At 52.7% G+C, this 17,802-nt stretch carries 15 protein-coding genes; 6 read left to right on the top strand and 9 right to left on the bottom strand.

Annotated features, from left to right (window positions below; genetic code table 11):
• Positions 1-39 precede the first annotated feature (39 nt).
• The 4 genes from BMY11_RS10255 (at position 40) to BMY11_RS10240 (ending at position 4,660) form a co-directional block, all read left to right on the top strand.
• Positions 40-1,458 (top strand): ABC transporter substrate-binding protein, encoded by a 1,419-nt coding sequence (locus BMY11_RS10255; protein ID WP_090574788.1) that lies wholly within the window; start codon positions 40-42, stop codon positions 1,456-1,458.
• Between the two features lie 98 nt (positions 1,459-1,556).
• Positions 1,557-2,459, top strand: a complete 903-nt coding sequence (locus BMY11_RS10250) for a carbohydrate ABC transporter permease (protein ID WP_090574785.1) — start codon at positions 1,557-1,559, stop codon at positions 2,457-2,459.
• 13 nt (positions 2,460-2,472) lie between these two features.
• Positions 2,473-3,318, top strand: a complete 846-nt coding sequence (locus BMY11_RS10245; RefSeq protein WP_090574782.1) for a carbohydrate ABC transporter permease — start codon at positions 2,473-2,475, stop codon at positions 3,316-3,318.
• A gap of 178 nt (positions 3,319-3,496) precedes the next feature.
• Positions 3,497-4,660 carry an FAD-dependent oxidoreductase gene (locus BMY11_RS10240; RefSeq protein ID WP_090574780.1) on the top strand — a complete coding sequence of 388 codons (1,164 nt, stop codon included), beginning with the start codon at positions 3,497-3,499 and terminating at the stop codon, positions 4,658-4,660.
• Positions 4,661-4,774: 114 nt separating this feature from the next.
• Here the strand turns inward: BMY11_RS10240 and BMY11_RS10235 are convergent, their stop codons facing one another.
• From BMY11_RS10235 to BMY11_RS28460, 5 genes are all read right to left on the bottom strand, one after another.
• Positions 4,775-5,638 (bottom strand): SDR family oxidoreductase, encoded by an 864-nt coding sequence (locus BMY11_RS10235; protein ID WP_090574777.1) that lies wholly within the window; start codon positions 5,636-5,638, stop codon positions 4,775-4,777.
• A 141-nt stretch (positions 5,639-5,779) separates the two neighbouring features.
• Complete coding sequence (locus tag BMY11_RS10230) at positions 5,780-6,193, bottom strand: Rrf2 family transcriptional regulator (protein ID WP_090575676.1); 414 nt, start codon at positions 6,191-6,193, stop codon at positions 5,780-5,782.
• 68 nt (positions 6,194-6,261) lie between these two features.
• Positions 6,262-8,163 (bottom strand): ABC transporter ATP-binding protein, encoded by a 1,902-nt coding sequence (locus BMY11_RS10225; protein WP_256217396.1) that lies wholly within the window; start codon positions 8,161-8,163, stop codon positions 6,262-6,264.
• Positions 8,129-9,910, bottom strand: coding sequence for an ABC transporter ATP-binding protein (locus BMY11_RS10220; protein WP_090574774.1), 1,782 nt, complete (start codon positions 9,908-9,910; stop codon positions 8,129-8,131). Before BMY11_RS10220 ends, BMY11_RS10225 begins: the two co-directional genes overlap by 35 nt.
• A gap of 3 nt (positions 9,911-9,913) precedes the next feature.
• Entirely contained in the window at positions 9,914-10,342 is a 429-nt protein-coding gene (locus BMY11_RS28460; protein ID WP_143069239.1) for a hypothetical protein, read from the bottom strand.
• Positions 10,343-10,537: 195 nt separating this feature from the next.
• Between BMY11_RS28460 and BMY11_RS10210 the strand changes: the two genes are divergently transcribed.
• On the top strand, positions 10,538-10,987 hold the full coding sequence (locus tag BMY11_RS10210; protein WP_090574767.1) for a carboxymuconolactone decarboxylase family protein: 450 nt from the start codon (positions 10,538-10,540) through the stop codon (positions 10,985-10,987).
• A 113-nt stretch (positions 10,988-11,100) separates the two neighbouring features.
• Positions 11,101-12,012, top strand: a complete 912-nt coding sequence (locus BMY11_RS10205; RefSeq protein WP_256217395.1) for a sigma-70 family RNA polymerase sigma factor — start codon at positions 11,101-11,103, stop codon at positions 12,010-12,012.
• Positions 12,013-12,915: 903 nt separating this feature from the next.
• On the opposite strand, the gene BMY11_RS10195 is transcribed toward BMY11_RS10205, so the two are convergent.
• From BMY11_RS10195 to BMY11_RS10180, 4 genes are read right to left on the bottom strand one after another with little or no spacing between them, the layout of a single operon-like run.
• Positions 12,916-14,304 carry a family 4 glycosyl hydrolase gene (locus tag BMY11_RS10195; RefSeq protein WP_090574762.1) on the bottom strand — a complete coding sequence of 463 codons (1,389 nt, stop codon included), beginning with the start codon at positions 14,302-14,304 and terminating at the stop codon, positions 12,916-12,918.
• A gap of 18 nt (positions 14,305-14,322) precedes the next feature.
• A complete protein-coding gene (locus BMY11_RS10190; protein ID WP_090574759.1) occupies positions 14,323-15,228 on the bottom strand; it encodes an ROK family protein in 906 nt (301 codons plus the stop codon).
• Entirely contained in the window at positions 15,225-15,962 is a 738-nt protein-coding gene (locus tag BMY11_RS10185; protein ID WP_090574756.1) for a 6-phosphogluconolactonase, read from the bottom strand. Before BMY11_RS10185 ends, BMY11_RS10190 begins: the two co-directional genes overlap by 4 nt.
• An 18-nt stretch (positions 15,963-15,980) precedes the next feature.
• The gene (locus BMY11_RS10180) at positions 15,981-17,111 is read right to left on the bottom strand and encodes an ROK family protein (protein WP_090574754.1); all 1,131 of its coding nucleotides are present in this window, start codon (positions 17,109-17,111) and stop codon (positions 15,981-15,983) included.
• Positions 17,112-17,802: the final 691 nt, after the last annotated feature.

The following is a 17,802-nucleotide window of genomic DNA, read 5'->3' as shown; positions in this document are numbered from 1 at the left end:
GAACTTTTTTCAAACCAAATTCGGGAGGGTGTGCATCACATGATACTAAAGAAAAAGCTAGCTACATTAAGCCTTGCAACCGTAATGGCTGTCGTTCCTCTGACAGGCTGTGGTTCCTCTAACGACTCCAGCAACAACAACCAAACGACCAATGCATCGACGAATACGTCGACGAACACATCCACGAATACATCAACGAATAACTCAACCGATGCTTCAACGAACAATTCCGAGGCGACGGATACGACAGCAACAGCTACGAAGCTGACCGGTGACTTCGAGATCCAATATTTCGTCGGCGGTTACGGCGACAAGTGGTGGAAGAAAGTCATCGCCGACTTCCAAGCGGCTAACCCTGATCTCAACATCAAAGAGCTTGCTGGCCCGAAAATCAACGAACAAACGAAGCCCCGCTGGATCGGCGGCACCCCGCCTGATTTCGTCTACATTGACGGTCCCGGCCTGAATGACCGCCAAATGGTGGAAGACGGTCAGCTCGAAGACTTGACCGACTGGCTGAAAGACGCGAAGAACGTTGACGGCGATCTCATTACGGACCTGCTCGCTCAGCCTGCGCAGCAATTCGATGGCAAGACATACAACATTCCGCTCGTTCTGAACTCATGGGGCGTGTTCTGGGATAAGGCGCTCTTCAAGGAAAAAGGCTGGACAGAGCCGCAAGACTTCGATCAATTCCTGCAAGTCAGCGACCAAATTAAAACAGCTGGCATTACGCCATTCATCCATACCGGTAAATACCCGTACTACATCAATGGTGCGATCCTGCTGCCTGCGATCGTATCGGAGAACAACAACGATACAAGCATCTTGAAGGATATGGGCGACTCCAAGGTTGAAGCGTTCCAGAAGCCAGCTGTACTTGCCGCGCTGAACAAGATCGTAGCACTGCGCGACAAAGGCTTCATCGACAAAGCGTCGATCCAAATCAACCATACCGATTCGCAAATGCTGTTCCTGCAGCATAAGGACGCATTCATCCCGAATGGTCTGTGGCTGCCGAACGAAATGTCCAAAGACATCCCAGGCGGCTTCGATTTCGGCTTCATTCCATCGGTTACACAAGATGCTGGCGGCAAAGTGGTAGCGAATACGTCCACAGCTACAGTTGCAATCGCGAAGAATGCGAAGAACAAAGATGCAGCAAAAGCGTTCATGCAGTTCATCTTCTCGAAGGCTCAAGCATCACAATGGGCTGAGCTGAGCGGCGCTCCTTCCAACATCAAAGGCGATATCAGCAGCTCCAATGCGCCTAGCTTCGTTAAGGATGCTGCGAAATTCCTGACAGATTCGAACACAGTCGTTATTCCAACAATTACGTTCAACGCTGACGTAGACAAAGCGATGCAGGATGCGACTGACGCTCTTACAATCAGCAAGATTACGCCAGAAGAATGGGTGAAGCGCGTCACCGACGTAGCAGCTAAAGTGAAGCAATAAGCTTACCCCCTCACATAGGAACAACCGAGTGATGATCAGGGCTCTAGAAGCTCTGGTCATCATTCGCACTTAGACTTTAGGAAGGACGGTGGGCTAAGGTGAATTCGAGCTCGTCCAAGCTGCAACGCACCATTTTTATCGCTTCATTCATTATTCCGACGTTCGTGTTCTACTGCATCTTTACCGTTTATCCGGTTCTACAAGGTCTGTACTATTCGATGTTCGATTGGTCCGGCATGTCGCAGAATAAAGAGTTTGTTGGCCTCCGCAATTTCAAAGACCTGTTTCACGATCCGATCGTCTGGAAAGCGATTGGCAACGACTACTTTCTTGTTGTGGGCAAAGTGATCGGCATTATGGTAATCGCAACTTTCTTTGCGGTCGCACTGACACGATTCCGTTTCAAGCTGGCCGGCTTCTTCCGCTCGGTCTTTTTTATCCCGAACATTCTTTCAGTCGTCGTTATTGGTGTCCTCTGGAATTTCATATATAACCCGCAGATCGGCTTCCTGAATGGGTTTCTGTCACTGTTCACGAAGGATACGGTCAGCATTACGTGGCTCGGCTTTACTAACCATACGATTTGGATGCTGCTTCCCCCGACCATTTGGGCGGGTATCGGGTTCTATATGATCCTCCTCATCGCGGCTATTCAGAACATTCCCGATTCACTCTATGAGGCGTCCGAGCTAGAAGGCGCGAATCAGTGGCAGCAGTTCAGAAAGATTACGATACCGCTCGTCTGGGAGCAGATGAAGGTGTCGATTCTGAACATTATGATGACGACGCTGAACGGCTCCTTCGTTATCGTCTGGATTATGACGCAGGGTGGTCCGGACAATTCCACGCAGGTTATGGGCTCTTATTTGTACCAAATGGCATTCCAGCAATATCACTTCGGTTACGGAGCGTCGATCGGCGTACTGATTCTTGTCCTATCGCTGATTACGACGGTTGTTCTGCAGCGTCTGCTCCGTCACGAAACCGTGGAATTGGGCTGAGGAGGATATAATCATGAATTTAGGCATCCGAAACCCTGTCGCGAAAGGCTTCTTCTATATCCTGCTGCTGCTGTGGACCGTGTCGGTTATTTACCCGTTAATATGGACCTTGCTGGACTCCCTGAAGGATAACGAGCAGTTCTTCATTCACGCGCCGTGGTCGCTTCCCCACTTCCCGCTGCTCTGGTCGAACTTCAGCTATGTGTGGAGCAAATATAATTTCAACACGTATTTCGTCAATTCGCTTATTGTCACAGTCGGCTCCACGGTGCTTGGCCTCTTGCTCTCCGCGATGACCGCCTACGTGCTTGCACGGTATAAGTTCAGAGGCAGCAACTTCCTGTACCTGCTGTACATTGCTTCGATGATGATCCCGTTCATTCTGGCGCTCATCCCGCTGTTCTTCCTGATGAACTCGATGCATCTCATCAATACGAAGCTTGGCCTCATCTTCGTCTACGCGTCCAGCTTGCTGGCGTTCGGCATCTTCGTGCTCGTCGGCTTCTTCAAGTCGCTGCCGAATGAGCTGGAAGAATCGGCGCAAATTGACGGCGCCTCGCATTTCGGAACATTCTTCCGCATCATGCTGCCGTTGGCTCAGCCGGGCCTCGTAACGGTCGCGATTATCAACGTGCTGAACATCTGGAACGAGTACGTAGTCGGTACGATTATCGTGAATGACCCGACCCAGTACACGCTTCCGATCGAGATCGCAGTCATGCAGCAGGAAATGCAGTACCGCACGGAGTGGGGCCCGCTGTTCGCGGCACTGCTCGTCACCATCGTACCGGTGCTCATTATGTACATCCTATTCCAGCGCAAAATCGCCAGCGGCATTACGGCTGGTGCTGTGAAGTAAATCGTATTGTGTGAGGTGGGAACCCTTTGATTGCCGAGATTCACGGTAATCGAGGGGTTTTTCATGTTGTTCATATTCGGTTCATCATTGTTCATTTTCTGTTCATCTCCCCGTGACAAGATAGAGCACATCAAGAACAAAAACAACAACATGAAACATTCACGAGGAGCTGACCATTATGTTAAACGATACATCGATGAAACAACCGCGAATTGCGATTATTGGAGGCGGACCAGGAGGACTTACACTGGCGCTCATTCTGCAAAAGCATGGGCTCGCGTCCACCATCTATGAGCGTGAAGAGGCAGATGCTAATGCGGAGCGAGGCGGTTCACTGGACATTCATAAGGATTCCGGGCAGTGGGCGCTGAAGGAAGCTGGCCTGCTCGAGCAGTTCCAAGCTTGGGCGCGCTATGAGGGCGAGGACTTCCGGCTTCTCGATAAGCACGGGAAGATCTATATGGACGATGTCGCAGATGCGACAAGCGCCTCGGGCGGCCGCCCGGAGATCGACCGCGGCACGCTTTGCGATCTACTGCTCGGTGCGCTCGCCCCTTCAACCATCCGTTATGGCCATAAGCTCATCGAGGCAGTTCCGCATGCGGATGGGAGGCATGAGCTGCACTTCGAGAACGGATTGATCGATACCGTCGATCTCGTCATCGGCGCGGACGGCGCATTCTCCCGTGTTCGCCCACTGCTCACGGACGCCGTGGCGGATTACAGCGGCCTCACGATGATTGAGCTGAATGTCGTGGCCGCCGAGCATCCTGAGCTCGCCGCTTTCAATTCCCGCGGCAAGCTGTTCGCTCTGGACGATCACAAAGCAATTCTCGGCCAGCTGAACGGTGACGGCCGTATCAAGGTATCGGCCTCCTTCCGTGCGGAACGCGATTGGCTCGAAGCTAGCGGCATTCCCTTCGACCAGCCAGAGGAAGCAAAGCGGCAGCTGCTTGAGCTGTTCGAGGATTGGGATGAGCAGCTCAAGGATTACATCCGCTGCGCTGGCGATGCGGTGCTGCCAAGACGCATCTACATGCTGCCTGTCGGATTGCAATGGGCGAGCAAGCCGGACGTGACGCTTATTGGGGATGCGGCACACCTGATGTCTCCTTTTGCAGGGGAAGGCGTGAACCTAGCGATGAAGGATGCTGCGACATTGGCGCTTGCAATCGTGGCGCATATCGGCGGCAACAGCGGCGCTGCGCTTGCTGTAGCGATTCAGCAATATGAAGTCGAAATGTATGCCTACTCGTCCATCTCCGCGAAGTTGTCCGATGATAATTTGAAGCTTATGTTCTCCGAAAATGCAGCGTTTAATCTGAAGAGCCTGTTTGACTAGTTTCATCTGCAGCTTGCAGACCAATAACAAACCAATAACCATATAAAACAGGAAAACAACCTTAGCCGGCGGAGCCTTCATCCGCTACTAGCTAAGGTTGTTGTTATTTCAAACTTATGAGAGCTTGCTTACAACTTGCTTTAACGCATCCTGGATTGGCGTCAGAGGACGACCGAGCAGCTTCTCGAAGTCATTGCTTTCCACTGCAAGCGATCCTTCGCGAATCCCTTGCTGAATGCCGACTACAATCGGAATAGCGAAGTCCGGTACGCCTACGCTCTTCATAATGCCAGCGTAAGTCTCATCGTCAACCTGCTGGACGGCAACTTCCTTGCCTAGAACAGCGCCCAGCGCAGCTACCAGCTCTTCCTGAGTCAGCAGTGTGCCCGACAATTCATACGTCTTGTTCTCATGCCCTACGCCTGCGAGGACAGCTGCTGCTGCTTGCGCATACTCGTGATGCAGCGCCCAGCCAACCTTGCCGGAGCCTGCGGCAGTTACCCAAGGCGCTCCTGCCATGACCCCTTGAATGCTTCCAACTTCATTCTCGAGGTACCAGTTGTTGCGCAGCAAGGCATACGGGACGCCACTCTCGCGAAGCGCTTGCTCCGCCGCTTGGTGCGGGGGCGCGAACAGAATCTTGCTGTCAGTGGCGCCAGCGAGGCTTGTATAAGCAATGAAGCCGACTTTGGCACGAGCAGCGGCTTCAATTGCATTCACATGCTGGCGAATCCGCGTCTCTGTGTCGCCGTCAGTCGAGATGATCAAGATACGGTCAATGCCTTGGAATGCCGCATCGAGCGTCTCTGGTTGGTCGAAGTCACCGTGGCGAACGTCGATTCCTTGTGCACGCAGCCCTTCTGCTTTCTCTGGATTACGCACGCTTACAGCGATCTGGCTCGCAGGCACCGTCTTCAGCAGTTCCTCTACCACTTCTGCGCCAAGCTTCCCTGTTGCACCTGTCACTAACAATTTCATCGTCTTCTTCCTCCTTGTTTTGTTGTATCTAATATTGTTATAACAAATTTAGTTACAACAAGTGTATAAAAGAAGGTTCTAAGGCAAAAACGTTTTACGCGAATTTTACTCAGCGAAATCGTTTTGTGCCCAAGAGAACCTTTACTTAAACTTCTCAAGCAGCTGCGCAATCGTCGTCTGCGCGAGCCTCTGCTCCATGAGCGCCTGCGCTTCTGCAAGCTCCTCTTGAAGCACCTGCTCAATATTCCGCCCAACGGAGCATTCGATCTTCGAGTGCTCATGAATGCGAAACAGCTGGTTATTCTCCGTCACGCCCACGGCGCGATACACATCAAGCAGTGTGATATCAGCAGGGGCTTTCAGCAAGACCGCCCCGCCTACGCCCGGCCTGACTTCAACCAGACCGGCTTTCTTCAGCATCCCCATGATCCGCCGGATGACGACCGGGTTCGTGTTGACGCTGCCTGCGATATAGTCGCCTGTACAATCAGGCGCAACGGCGATTAGAGAAAGTGTATGAACCGCAATTGAGAAGCGTGTACTAATTTGCTTCACTTTAACCACCACCGTTGTAACCATTGTAGTTACTTCTCATCTGACTGTCAATACTACGAAATGTGATGCTAACCGGTCTGCTCTTGCGCCGCCCATTGATTGTGAACCAAACCTGCGTAGAAGCCGTTCATCTGGAGCAGCTCCTCGTGCGAGCCCTCTTCGATAATTTCCCCGCCGCTCACAACCAGAATCCGATCGGCTTCCCTGATCGTACTGAGCCTATGCGCAATAACGAAGCTTGTTCTTCCTTTCATCAGCGACTTCATCGCCTCTTGGATATGAAGCTCCGTCCGCGTATCGACGCTGCTCGTTGCCTCATCCAGAATAAGAATTGCAGGATTCGCCAGCACCGCGCGCGCGATTGTGAGCAGCTGCTTCTGCCCTTGGCTCAGGTTGCTCCCATCGGCGCTTAAATCTGTATCGTAGCCCTTTGTCAGCCTTCGAATGAACGTGTCTGCATTCGCGTGTCTAGCCGCCGCCTCTACTTCTTGATCGGTCGCCTCAAGGCGTCCATACCGAATATTTTCACGGATTGTCCCTGAGAACACATATGCATCCTGCAGTACAAGTCCGATTTGCCGCCGCAGCTCCTGTTTGCTGAACGACTGAATATCCGCGCCGTCAATCAATATGCTCCCCGACCCGATCTCATAGAAGCGTGTCAGCAGGTTAATAACGGTTGTTTTGCCTGCGCCTGTCGGGCCGACTAGCGCAATCATCTGGCCAGGCTCAGCGCGCAGCGAGAGCTGCTTCAGCACTGGCACATCAGGCTTATAGCCGAAGCTGACGCGATCGAACACGACCTCGCCTCGTATCGGGCTTGGACCCTTGCGATTACCTCCCTGCGTGACCTCGCTATCCTCCTGCATCTCAGGCTCCAGATCCAACACCTCAAACACGCGCTCCGCTCCGGCAACCGCGGATTGGAACAAGTTATATTGATTCGCGAGCTGGTTGATCGGCTGGCTGAACTGCGTGGAATAGTTGAGAAAGCTGACGATAACGCCAATCGTAATCAGATCATGGTAAGCAAAAAGGCCGCCGCATACAGCAATGATTACAAACGTCAAATTGCGCATCGTGTTCATCATCGGTCCCATGGAGCCCGAGAGGCTCTGAGCCTTGATGCTGACAGTCCGCAGCTTTTCATTAATGTCGCGGAACTGCTCGGTTGAGGTGTCTTCCCGCCCGAATACTTTGACCACCTTCAGCCCGGAGATCATCTCTTGGACGAAGCCGTTCACCTCGCCAAGATGCTTCTGCTGCTGCGTGAAATAATGCCGCGTATACTTCGTAATCTTCTTCGTAATGTACGCAATGAGCGGTACGGTCAGAATCGTGATCAGCGTCATCCAGCCGCTTAACACGAACATCATCACGATGCTGCCGACGAGCATCAGAACGCCCGAGATCAGCTGAACGACCGTTTGGTTCAGCGTATTGGAGACATTGGCGATATCGTTGGTCGCCCGGCTCATTAGCTCGCCATGTGTCTTCTGATCGAAGAACGGAACAGGCAGCCGCTGATAATGCGCCATAATATCCTTGCGCATGTCGCGAACCGTATTTTGCGATAGGCTCGATGCGGAATATTGCTGAATCCACGTAAATGCCGCTCCAAGCAAATAGACTGCTAATAAAAGTATGCCCATTCGCATAAATCCGTCAAATTGGTGGGGAACAACGTAGTTATCGACCATTTTGCCGATCATATATGGACCTAGTAGGGCAAGACCTGAGGTAATGACTGTACTCAGCACGACGACAAGCAGCGCCTTGCGCTGTCTTGCCAAATAACTGCCGATCCGCCGCAGCGTTTCTGCCGTATTCTTCGACCTTACCTTCTGTGGACCCCCGAGGTTCGGCCCGAAGCCTTGGCGAAAGCCCATCTGATCGAAATTAGCCGCCGGAGCTGGAGTCGCTGCTTGGTTCGCGTTAGCTGGACGCGATGGATTGGTGCTGTTGGCCATATGCCGCTACCTCCTCCTTGCCGAATTGGGACCGGTAAATATCTTGATACACTTCGCAAGAAACGAGCAGCTCCTCGTGGGTGCCGCTGCCTGCAATTATGCCATCGTCGAGCACAATGATCTTGTGCGCCCCAGCAACTGACGTAATCCGCTGCGCGATGATGAAGGTAACCGTGTCTTTCATAATTGTTGTTAAAGCATCGCGGAGCTTCCGCTCGGTGCCAAGATCCAGCGCACTCGTGCTGTCATCCATAATCAGAATAGGCGGTTTGATGAGCAAGGCACGCGCAATCGAGACCCGCTGCTTCTGGCCTCCGGATAAATTGACGCCCTTCTGACCGAGCAACGCCCCATAACCATCCGGCAGCTGAACGATAAAGTCATGCGCTTGCGCGATCCGGGCAGCCTCTTCAATATCCGCTAGCGATGCGCCAGGATTGCCAAAAGCAATGTTATCTCTAATCGTACCGGTGAACAGGAACGATTCTTGCAGCATCATCCCGATACTGCGCCGAAGCTTGGTGAGAGGTAGCTCCCTAATATCCTCGCCATCAATCTCAATGGAGCCGGATGTGACATCATATAGACGCGGAATCAGCTGAACAAGCGTTGATTTGCCTGCGCCTGTAGCGCCAATAATCGCAATGGTCTCGCCGCGCCGGGCTTCCAGATTAATGTCCCGCAGCACGAGATCCTTTGCCGCCGCGGAGCCGCTATAGGAGAATGCAACTCCGCTCAGCTTCACATGCTGAACCGGCAACATGGCGTTATCATGCTTTTGGCGCTTCGCATCCTCGATCTTCGGCTGCGTTGCCAGCACTTCATTAATGCGCTTCGCGGACACATTCGCCTGCGATACGTTCATGAGCAGTCCGCTGACCATCAGCAAGGAAGAGAGCACCTGAATGACATAGTTAATAAAAGCGACAAGCTCGCCCACTTGCACAGACCCTTGCGTCACCAGATCATTGCCACCATTTAGCAGAATCGCTACGAGACAGGCGTTCATGATAAAAGTAACGATCGGTGCGTTCAAAGCGATGAAACGGGCTGCTTGAATAGAGATCTGCGTGTAATCGCGGTTAACCGCCTCGAAGCGCTCGGTTTCATAACGGGATCTTACGAATGCTTTGATGACCCGGATACCGGCGACATTTTCCTGAATGCGCGTATTAACTGCATCGAGCCGCGTCTGAACAGTCGTGAACAGCTTGGATGAGAATTTAATAAGGAAGATAAGAACGAGACTAAGCGCCACCAGCGTTCCTAGCAAAATAAGACCGAGCTGCACATTCATGAGCAGTGCCATCGCGACACTGCCGATCAGCAGGCTCGGCGCTCGCACGAGGCCCTGCAGTGCAATCTGAAGCAGATTCTGCACTTGAACGACATCGCTCGTCATTCGAGTGATCAAGGAGCCAGACTTCAGCTGATCCACATTTTCGAAAGAGAATGTCTGCACCTTCTTGAATAGCACTTCTCGGATATCCGCTCCGAAATTCTGCGAAGCACGGCTTGCGAACAGGTTACAGGCAACGCCCGTAACAAGCGACAGCAGCGCTACTACAGCCATGAATATTCCTGTCTTCTCAATGACTGAGAAATCGCGTTCGACAACGCCGAAAGTGACAATATGAGCAGCTAACCGTGGCTGCAACAGATCGAAGAACACTTCCAAGAGCATAAAGAGCGGGCCGAGCAGAACGAATTTCCAATACGGCTTAATATAAGCTCTTAACTCCCACATGCGTTAGCTGTCTCCTTCATTGCCCGTATCTGTGGCTGCATCTGCATCGACGGTGCCTGAATTTGAATTTGGAGCTTGATCCGGAGCTACTCCTGAATCTGGGGATGGATCTGAGGCCGCGGCTCCGGCTGCGTCCGATTCGAGCTGGTGAATGTCGAAATGCTGTGTGTATTCATCAATGATGGCTTCGACTGCTTTCAGCTCGCCAAGCACCGTTGGTCTGATGTCCTGAAACTCCGGCGTATCAAGCTGTCGCAGCAAGGTTGCGCGTTTCACAGTGAGCCGCTGAAGAAATTCCAGCGCCCGTCCTCTGCGGAAGGTTTGTGCGCCATGATGATGGTGGTGATGCTTGCCACGCCCATGACCGTGTTCTCCATGACCATGTCCTGGTCCTGGTCCTGGTCCTGGTCCGTGTTCGTGTCCGTGTCTCATAAGGTTCACGTCCTTTCATGTGTGCATACATTTGTATACAATCACTTATGTAACTAATGTATACAATTGTATGCGCTCCTGTCAATTTAAATAAATTACGCTATAACTGTCACAAAACCGGCGCCTCCATTGTCTTAGATAACGAAAAACGAAACGAAGGGTCAACAACTACAATCGTCCATGGAGGGATATCGAGTGAAATTAAGAATGAACCATATGAATGCAAACCGCGCCGGCTTTCAAGCCATGCTGAGCCTAGAAGAAGCGTCGAAGAAAATGGGGCTTGACCCGCTCCTGTATGAGCTTATCAAGATTAGAGCTTCCCAAATTAACGGCTGCTCCTTCTGCCTCGACATGCATGTGACGGATACGCGCAAGATGGGCGAATCCGAGCAGCGTCTCGCCCTGATCTCCGTTTGGCGGGAAACACCGTTCTTCACGGAGCAAGAGCGTGCGGCACTCGCACTGACTGAAGCGGTCACCGTTATTTCCGCTCAAGGCGTGCCGCAGGAGCTGTTCGACGAAGTTCGGAAGCACTTCAACGAGAGCGAGGTCGTTGCACTCGTGATGGCGATCAACGCGATCAACTGTTGGAACCGCATGGCGATTACGACAGGCATGTTCCCAGGCTGCTACGAAGTTTAATCTATTTCAGAATAAAATAAAGCCACCCGGTGCTCGGGTGGCTTTATTGCTCGTGCATAGATAGAATGGTAGTCAATAAGGTTAGAAACCTGCGAAAGGAAGGAGCCGCCGTGATGATGAATGATGCGACGCCTCTGGCTCAGCCTGCTCAGATCGAACAGCTTTATCGCGACTACAAGCCCCTGCTCACATCGGTGGCATACCGGATGCTCGGCTCAATGAGCGAGGCAGAAGATGCGGTGCAGGATGCGTTTGTCTCCGTCAGCAAGCGGGATAACGGCACTGTGGTGCAGCATCCGAAAGCCTATCTCGTGAAGCTGGTCACAAATCGTGCGCTCAATATGATGAAGGCCGCGCCGCGCAAGCGAGAGAGCTACCCTGGGCAATGGCTGCCGGAGCCGATTATTGAGCTGAATGCTGGCGAGGCGCCGCTCGATCGGCTCGTTCGTGACGAGCAGCTCGGCTACGCCATGCTCGTCCTGCTGCAGACATGCACGCCGCCGGAACGAGCGGTGTTCGTGCTGCGTGAATCATTCGGCTACGATTACACCGACATCGCCGCCATGCTGGATAAGACCGAAGCCGCCTGCCGCAAAATCTACAGCCGCGCAGCCGCCAAGATCGGCCATCGTCCGGCGGCAGTGGGCGACACCCCGCTGGACGCCTCCATCAAGCGGTTCGTCCAATCGTTCACGCAGGCGATCGACACCGGCAAGCTCGATAGCTTCATACATCTGCTCACCGAAGACGCTGTCATGCTCACTGACGGCGGAGGCGTTGTCCGCTCAGCGATCAATCCGATCGAGGGCCGGCACCGGATCGCCGCCTTCCTCACAGGCATCGCTGGCAAAGGCTCACTCGTTGGGGAATTCCGCGAGGTTACGATCAGCGGACAGTGCGGCTTACTCCTGCTTCGCGAGGGCCGACCTCCGTTCGCGATTATTTTCGAGCCCGATGCGGGGCTTGGCGCTATTGGGGCGATCTATATGGTGAGCAATCCGGAGAAGCTTCGGCGGATTACCTAGCTCATCGGCTACGGCCCGCTGCTGAGTTTCCACGATGCGGGTAGCTGAGCTGGTACCATTCTTATGGTTATGGCTCTTCTGACGAATTCAGCCTATGAGGAGTAGCCAGTACCCTTCTTGAGCGAATTTTAATCGAATTTCACCAATGTAGTGTACTGAGTATCCCTCTCATGCGAAATTCCATCGGTTTACGTTAATGTAGGGTAGCTGGTACTCCTCTTGCTTGGGATCAACATTGATGGAAAAGCGGCAGATCGAGCTGAAGAGAGTACTCTAAGGCTCTACATTGACGGAAATCCGACGATTCGAGCCAATGTAGCTGGGCTAGTGGACCTCTTTAGTGGAAATTCGACGAATCGAGCCAATGTAGCTGGTCTCTTGGACCTCTTTGACGGAAATCCGACGATTCGAGCCAATGTAGCTGGTCTCTTGGACCTCTTTGACCGAAATCCGTGAATCAAGCCAATGTAGCTGGTCTCTTGGGCCTCTTTGACCGAAATCCGGCGAATCGAGCGAATGTAGCCGGGCTAGTGGACCTCTTTGACCGAAACCCGACGAATCGAGCGAATGTAGCCGGGCTAGTGGACCTCTTTGACCGAAACCCGACGAATCAAGCGAATGTAGCTGGGCTAGTGGACCTCTTTGACAGAAGTCCGGCGAATCGAGCCAATATAGCCGGGCTAGTGGACCTCTTTAGCGGAAATCCGGTGAATCGAGCGAATGTAGCCAGGCTAGTGGACCTCTTGGACAGTAATCCGACGAATCAAGCGAATGTAGCCGGGTTAGTGGACTATACTCGCACGAAGTGGCCCCCCGCTCCCATCCACCACACAACAAAAGGCACCCCACCGGGTGCCTTTTGCCTTCCTGCCTTACTTCCTGACCTCTTCCTCAAGCCAACCTTTATCTCCAAGCCAGCTCCGGCAGAATCTCCTTCTGCAGCTCGCACATCTCATCGATCATTGCGCACGCCTGATAGTACGTTGGCGCTTGCGGATCGAGCAGGATCGCTTGAAGCAGCTTCGTCTTGGACTTCTCCAAGTACGCTTCCAGCAGCAGCTTGTGAATCATGCCTTGAATGTGAATCGTGCCGATTACTGCTGTCGGCAGCTCAATGCTCATCGGCTTCAGCTCGATGCCTTGGCCATTAACGATCGCTTGCGTTTCCACGACCATATCGTCTGGAAGGCCCTTGATTGCGCCTTTATTCGGCAGGTTCGCGGAATTGATCTCGAGCTCATCGTCGAAGAAGATCGCCTCGATAATCGGAATCGCATACTCCTGGCTCGGACATACCTTCTCCTTGCTGAACTTATACGCTTCCTCAGCCCACAACTCTTGCGTATTCACTTGCTCAAACAAGCCTTTATCGAGGCTGTGTCCGCCTGCGCAGTATACGAACTCAGGCGTCCTGGAGCCTTCCTTCCACAGCTGCTCGCGCATCGGATCGTAACGATATTGCAGCGACAAGCCCGCGTAGAAGTCAGACGCGTACGACACATACTCGCCGCAGTGGTTCGTGCCTGGGTACGGATACATACCATAAATTTGGTACATCGTGCGAGACAGCCCGATATGATCCCATTCCGCAAGACGGTTTGCTTTGCGCTCTTTTTCATCGAACAATGGGTACAGGTCTTTGCCTGTCGCCTTGTCCCAAATTTTCGTGAAGAAGCCGAAGTGGTTCAAGCCGCCTGCCTCGAAGCCGATCTCCTCTTTCTTCATTTCGAGGAACTGGCTAACTTGATCAACACCCATGTCAAGACCATGGCACAGACCGACAATCTTGATCGTCGTAAGCTTCGAGATCGCTTCAACCAGCTTAGCCTCAGGATTCGTATAGTTGAGGAACCAAGCGTTCGGGCAAACCTTCTCCATCATGCGAGCGATTTCGAGCATTGGGCCGAGGTTGCGGAGCGTATGGAACATCGAGCCCGGTCCGCCGTTCTCACCGTAAATTTGCTTGCTGCCGTAACGGCGCGGAACGTGGAAGTCCTGCGACCAGTAGTGGTAACGGTTCACTTCAATCGCCACAATTGCGAAATCCGCATTCGTCAGCGCTTCTTCTAAATTCGTTGTGTGCCAAATTTTCGCCGGATGCTCGAAGGAATCGAACATTTCTCTTGCATATTTATAAGTGCGGGCTACGTTGTCCGCGCTAATGTCCATCAGTGCAATATCGAGATCTACACCCGTCTTGAGACGTTCCGACAATACGATATCATTCAATGCGCCGAGAGCGAACGAGACGCTGCCTGCTCCGATAAGTGCGACTTTCATTTGCTTTTTCATAAAATGATCCATCTCCTTTTATCTTGATCGTTTCCATGCGGTATACGCAGCGCCAATGACGCCGGCATCAGAACCAAATACAGGTGCTGCAATACGAATCCGGCCGCGCAGGTTCTCAAACACCTTGCCCTTCGTGCTCTCCACAACCCGTTCAATCAGCCACGGATTGTGCTCGATCACCGAGCCACCGATAACGAACATACCCGGATCAAGCGTCTGCATGAGAGAGGCAATCCCTCTGGAGAAGTACTCCACCCACTGCGAGATAACTTCCTCTGCTTGCTTGTCCTTGCTCACATATCTATCAAACAACGTCTTCGCCGTGGCATCGCCGCCGTACAGCTTTTTGCTCTCGATCTCCAAGGCGGTGCCGCTGCAAAGTGACTCCAACGTGCCTGCATACAAGGAATCATGTCCGTTGTCCCGATCCGAGACAATCATGCTGCCGATCTCCCCCGCGTAGCCGTTGGCGCCATGAAGGACCTCGCCCCGCACGACAATGCCGCTGCCAATGCCCGTGCTCACCGTAATATACATGGAGAGTACGCTCCCTTGCGAAGCTCCCCGCTCCCCCTCCAAGAGGGCAATCACGTTCACATCGTTGTCCAAATACAGCTCATGCTCTGGAAAATACGACCTTACCTCATCTACCGGAACGCCCTCCAAGCAAGGAACATTGCCGGCATCGACGATGGAATCGGTCCCTTCGTGCCAAGGTACGGGAACAGCCATGCCGATTAAGCGCGCTTTGCGTTCGCTATCGACGATATCGACCAACCGCCGCACGCCGGCGAACAACTCCTCCGCGCTGCCGAAGCTGCTGGTCAGGACGGTTTCCTTACGAATCAGCTCTAGCTGCTCGTTCACCAATCCGACCCGGATGTTCGTGCCTCCGATGTCTACCCCGATGACATACCCGCTCATCCTGCTTGCTCCCCACTGATGTCAAGATACTTCGCTGCCTTCGCATCCAAGTAGAAATCAATATGATCGTAGCCAAGCAGCGCCTGGGCTGGTAGCTTCGCATCTGGATTACAGAAGATCTCCCGAACGATCTCGGCTTTGCGCTCGCCGGTAATCACCGTAATGACCCTTTGGCTGCGGATCACTTGTCCAAGGCCAAGTGTAATCCCCTCCGAGAGCACCGTCCGCTCGTGAAAATATTTCTGCGCCACTTCCTTCGTCGTTGCCGACAGGTCGATTACGCTGCTGTACTCCAGCACAGCACTTCCTGGCTCATTAAGCCCGATATGCCCGTTCATGCCCACGCCCATCAAGCTGAACGTCATCGGATACTGTTCGATGTACTGGTCAATTCGCGAGCATTCCTGCACCAAATCTGCCGCTGTTCCGTCGAAGAACTCAATCTGATCGCTCTCAAGCGGAATCAGCGAGAACAAGTCTTGGTTCAGCATCTGATAGCAGCTGCCCTCTGAGCTGCGCTCAATACCAACCCACTCGTCGAGACTGACGATGCGGAGATTCTTCAAGCTGCCGTCATTGCCGCCGATGCTACTGGCGAAATGCGCGTAGCTCTTCTGCGGCGTACTTCCGGAAGCCAGGCAGAATACAGACTGCTCGTCTTCCGCCAATCGCTGCTGCATTTCCCGAGCGATTTCCCGAGCTACCTCTTCTTCACTGTCAAAAATACGAATCATGCACCTCACACTCCTCTCTTAAGTTGATAACACCTGAATCATTTCCTGCTGCAGGATCAAGCTCGCTGCGCCAACTGCCGCCTGATGCGCGGCATCGCTCACCGTAATCGTCGGCGTCCATTCGGTATACTGCTGTACGTATGCTGCTGTTCTGCTTCGCACAAGCTCGGGGAACAGCGCAGCCGTCTTGCCGCTGATGATGATCCGATCAATGTCCAAGATGCTGATCATGTTGGCAATAACAAGGGCGAGATGGCGGGAGACGTAATCCGCGCAAGCTTCCCGCTCCTGTTCCATCGTTAAGTCATACGTGCGAAGCAGCGTCTCAAGCCCGAGCTTGCTCTCGAGCCAGCCGACCGAGGACTTCTTCTTCCGATACTCCGGGTCGAAGCACATATACTCAAGCTCGCCTGCGCTTGCATTGAACCCACGGTGAAGCTCCTTATTCAGGATGATACCCGCTCCGACACCGTCACCCGCAGAGATGAGAATAAGGTCGTTCGGCGCCTCTTCGGTGCTCTCCAACTGGCGTAACTCCGCGATAATCGAGGCGTTCACGTCATTTTCCAGCAAGATCGGCAGCTGTACCCGCTCCTTCAATCTCGCCATAAGAGGCTCGTAAGCGTAATCCTCTTCGAGGTTGTCATGGGTCATAATCCGAATCGTGCGCTTGCGAATATTGATCGCGCCATCGACGCCAATCCCTATGCCGAGAATGACACTACCCATTGCCTTTGCTTTGCTCCGCATCCGTGCCACGATGTCCTCAAACACGCTTTCAAACTGTTCACTAAAAAAATGAATCGGCGTGTCGATTGCCTGCATATCAATGATCTGGCCGTATAGATTAACGAGCAACGCCGTCGTCCTCTTGCCGATCGTTTGAATGCCGATGGTGACGTAGCTGTTCGCATTGAAGCGATAGACGGTACGTTTCCTGCCAAGTCCGCCGGATCCTTCACGACTCTCGCCTGTAGCGATCAGCAGGCCGATTTGCTCGAAGAAGCTGACGATCTTGCTGACCGTTACGAAGCTCATCGCGGTTTTCTCCGTAATTTCGACCTTAGCTAGCTCCGGGTGCTGCAGCAGAATATCGAAGATGATTTTGCGATTCTCATCCTTAATGTTATTGGGGAGAAATGACTTCACTTAGGCCCCTCCTTTCTTTATTTAAGTTTATTATTTAATAAAGTTTAATAATTATCTAAAATGAATCGGACACTATAAGGCCCGTTCATCCTCATCATATCCAAAGGCAGCTCATGCTGTCAATGTTAATGTGAATGTTACAAGGTGAAACGGCCCTCGCCGTCCTTTGACGGCGCGACGCGTTTCATTCCGGAGAAATATAAGTCCATTAAGCGCCATACGATTCGTACGGGGAGGTGGGCAGAGCGATCTATAAGAGCGTGTCGATTCAACCCCATTTTCGGCTGGTTCCTTATCTGAGAGTGCTGAATCCGCACTCTCAGAGCTTCAATCGGCCGATTTTCATGCTGAGAGAACGTATTTGATCTCTCAGCTCCACCAAGCTACCGGTTTCAGCCGGTTCCTTATCTGAGAGTGCTGAATCCGCACTCTCAGAGCTTTAATCGGCCGATTTTCATGCTGAGAGAGCCTATTTGATCTCTCAGCTCCACCAAGCTGCCGGTTTCAGCCGGTTCCTTATCTGAGAGTGCTGAATCCGCACTCTCAGAGCTTCAATCGGCCGATTTTCATGCTGAGAGAGCGTATTTGATCTCTCAGCTCTAGTGGGCGGCTAGGTAGAGCGTGTCAATACCGGTGCTTTTTCAACAGCCTTACTCAGGTCCCTAAATTCAAGGAGACCTGAGTAGTAACC

It is taken from the genome of Paenibacillus sp. OV219, from assembly GCF_900110075.1.
Taxonomy (GTDB): domain Bacteria; phylum Bacillota; class Bacilli; order Paenibacillales; family Paenibacillaceae; genus Paenibacillus_Z.
Note: the sequence above shows the minus strand (reverse complement) of the source record. Positions and strands in the feature narration are given on the sequence as shown.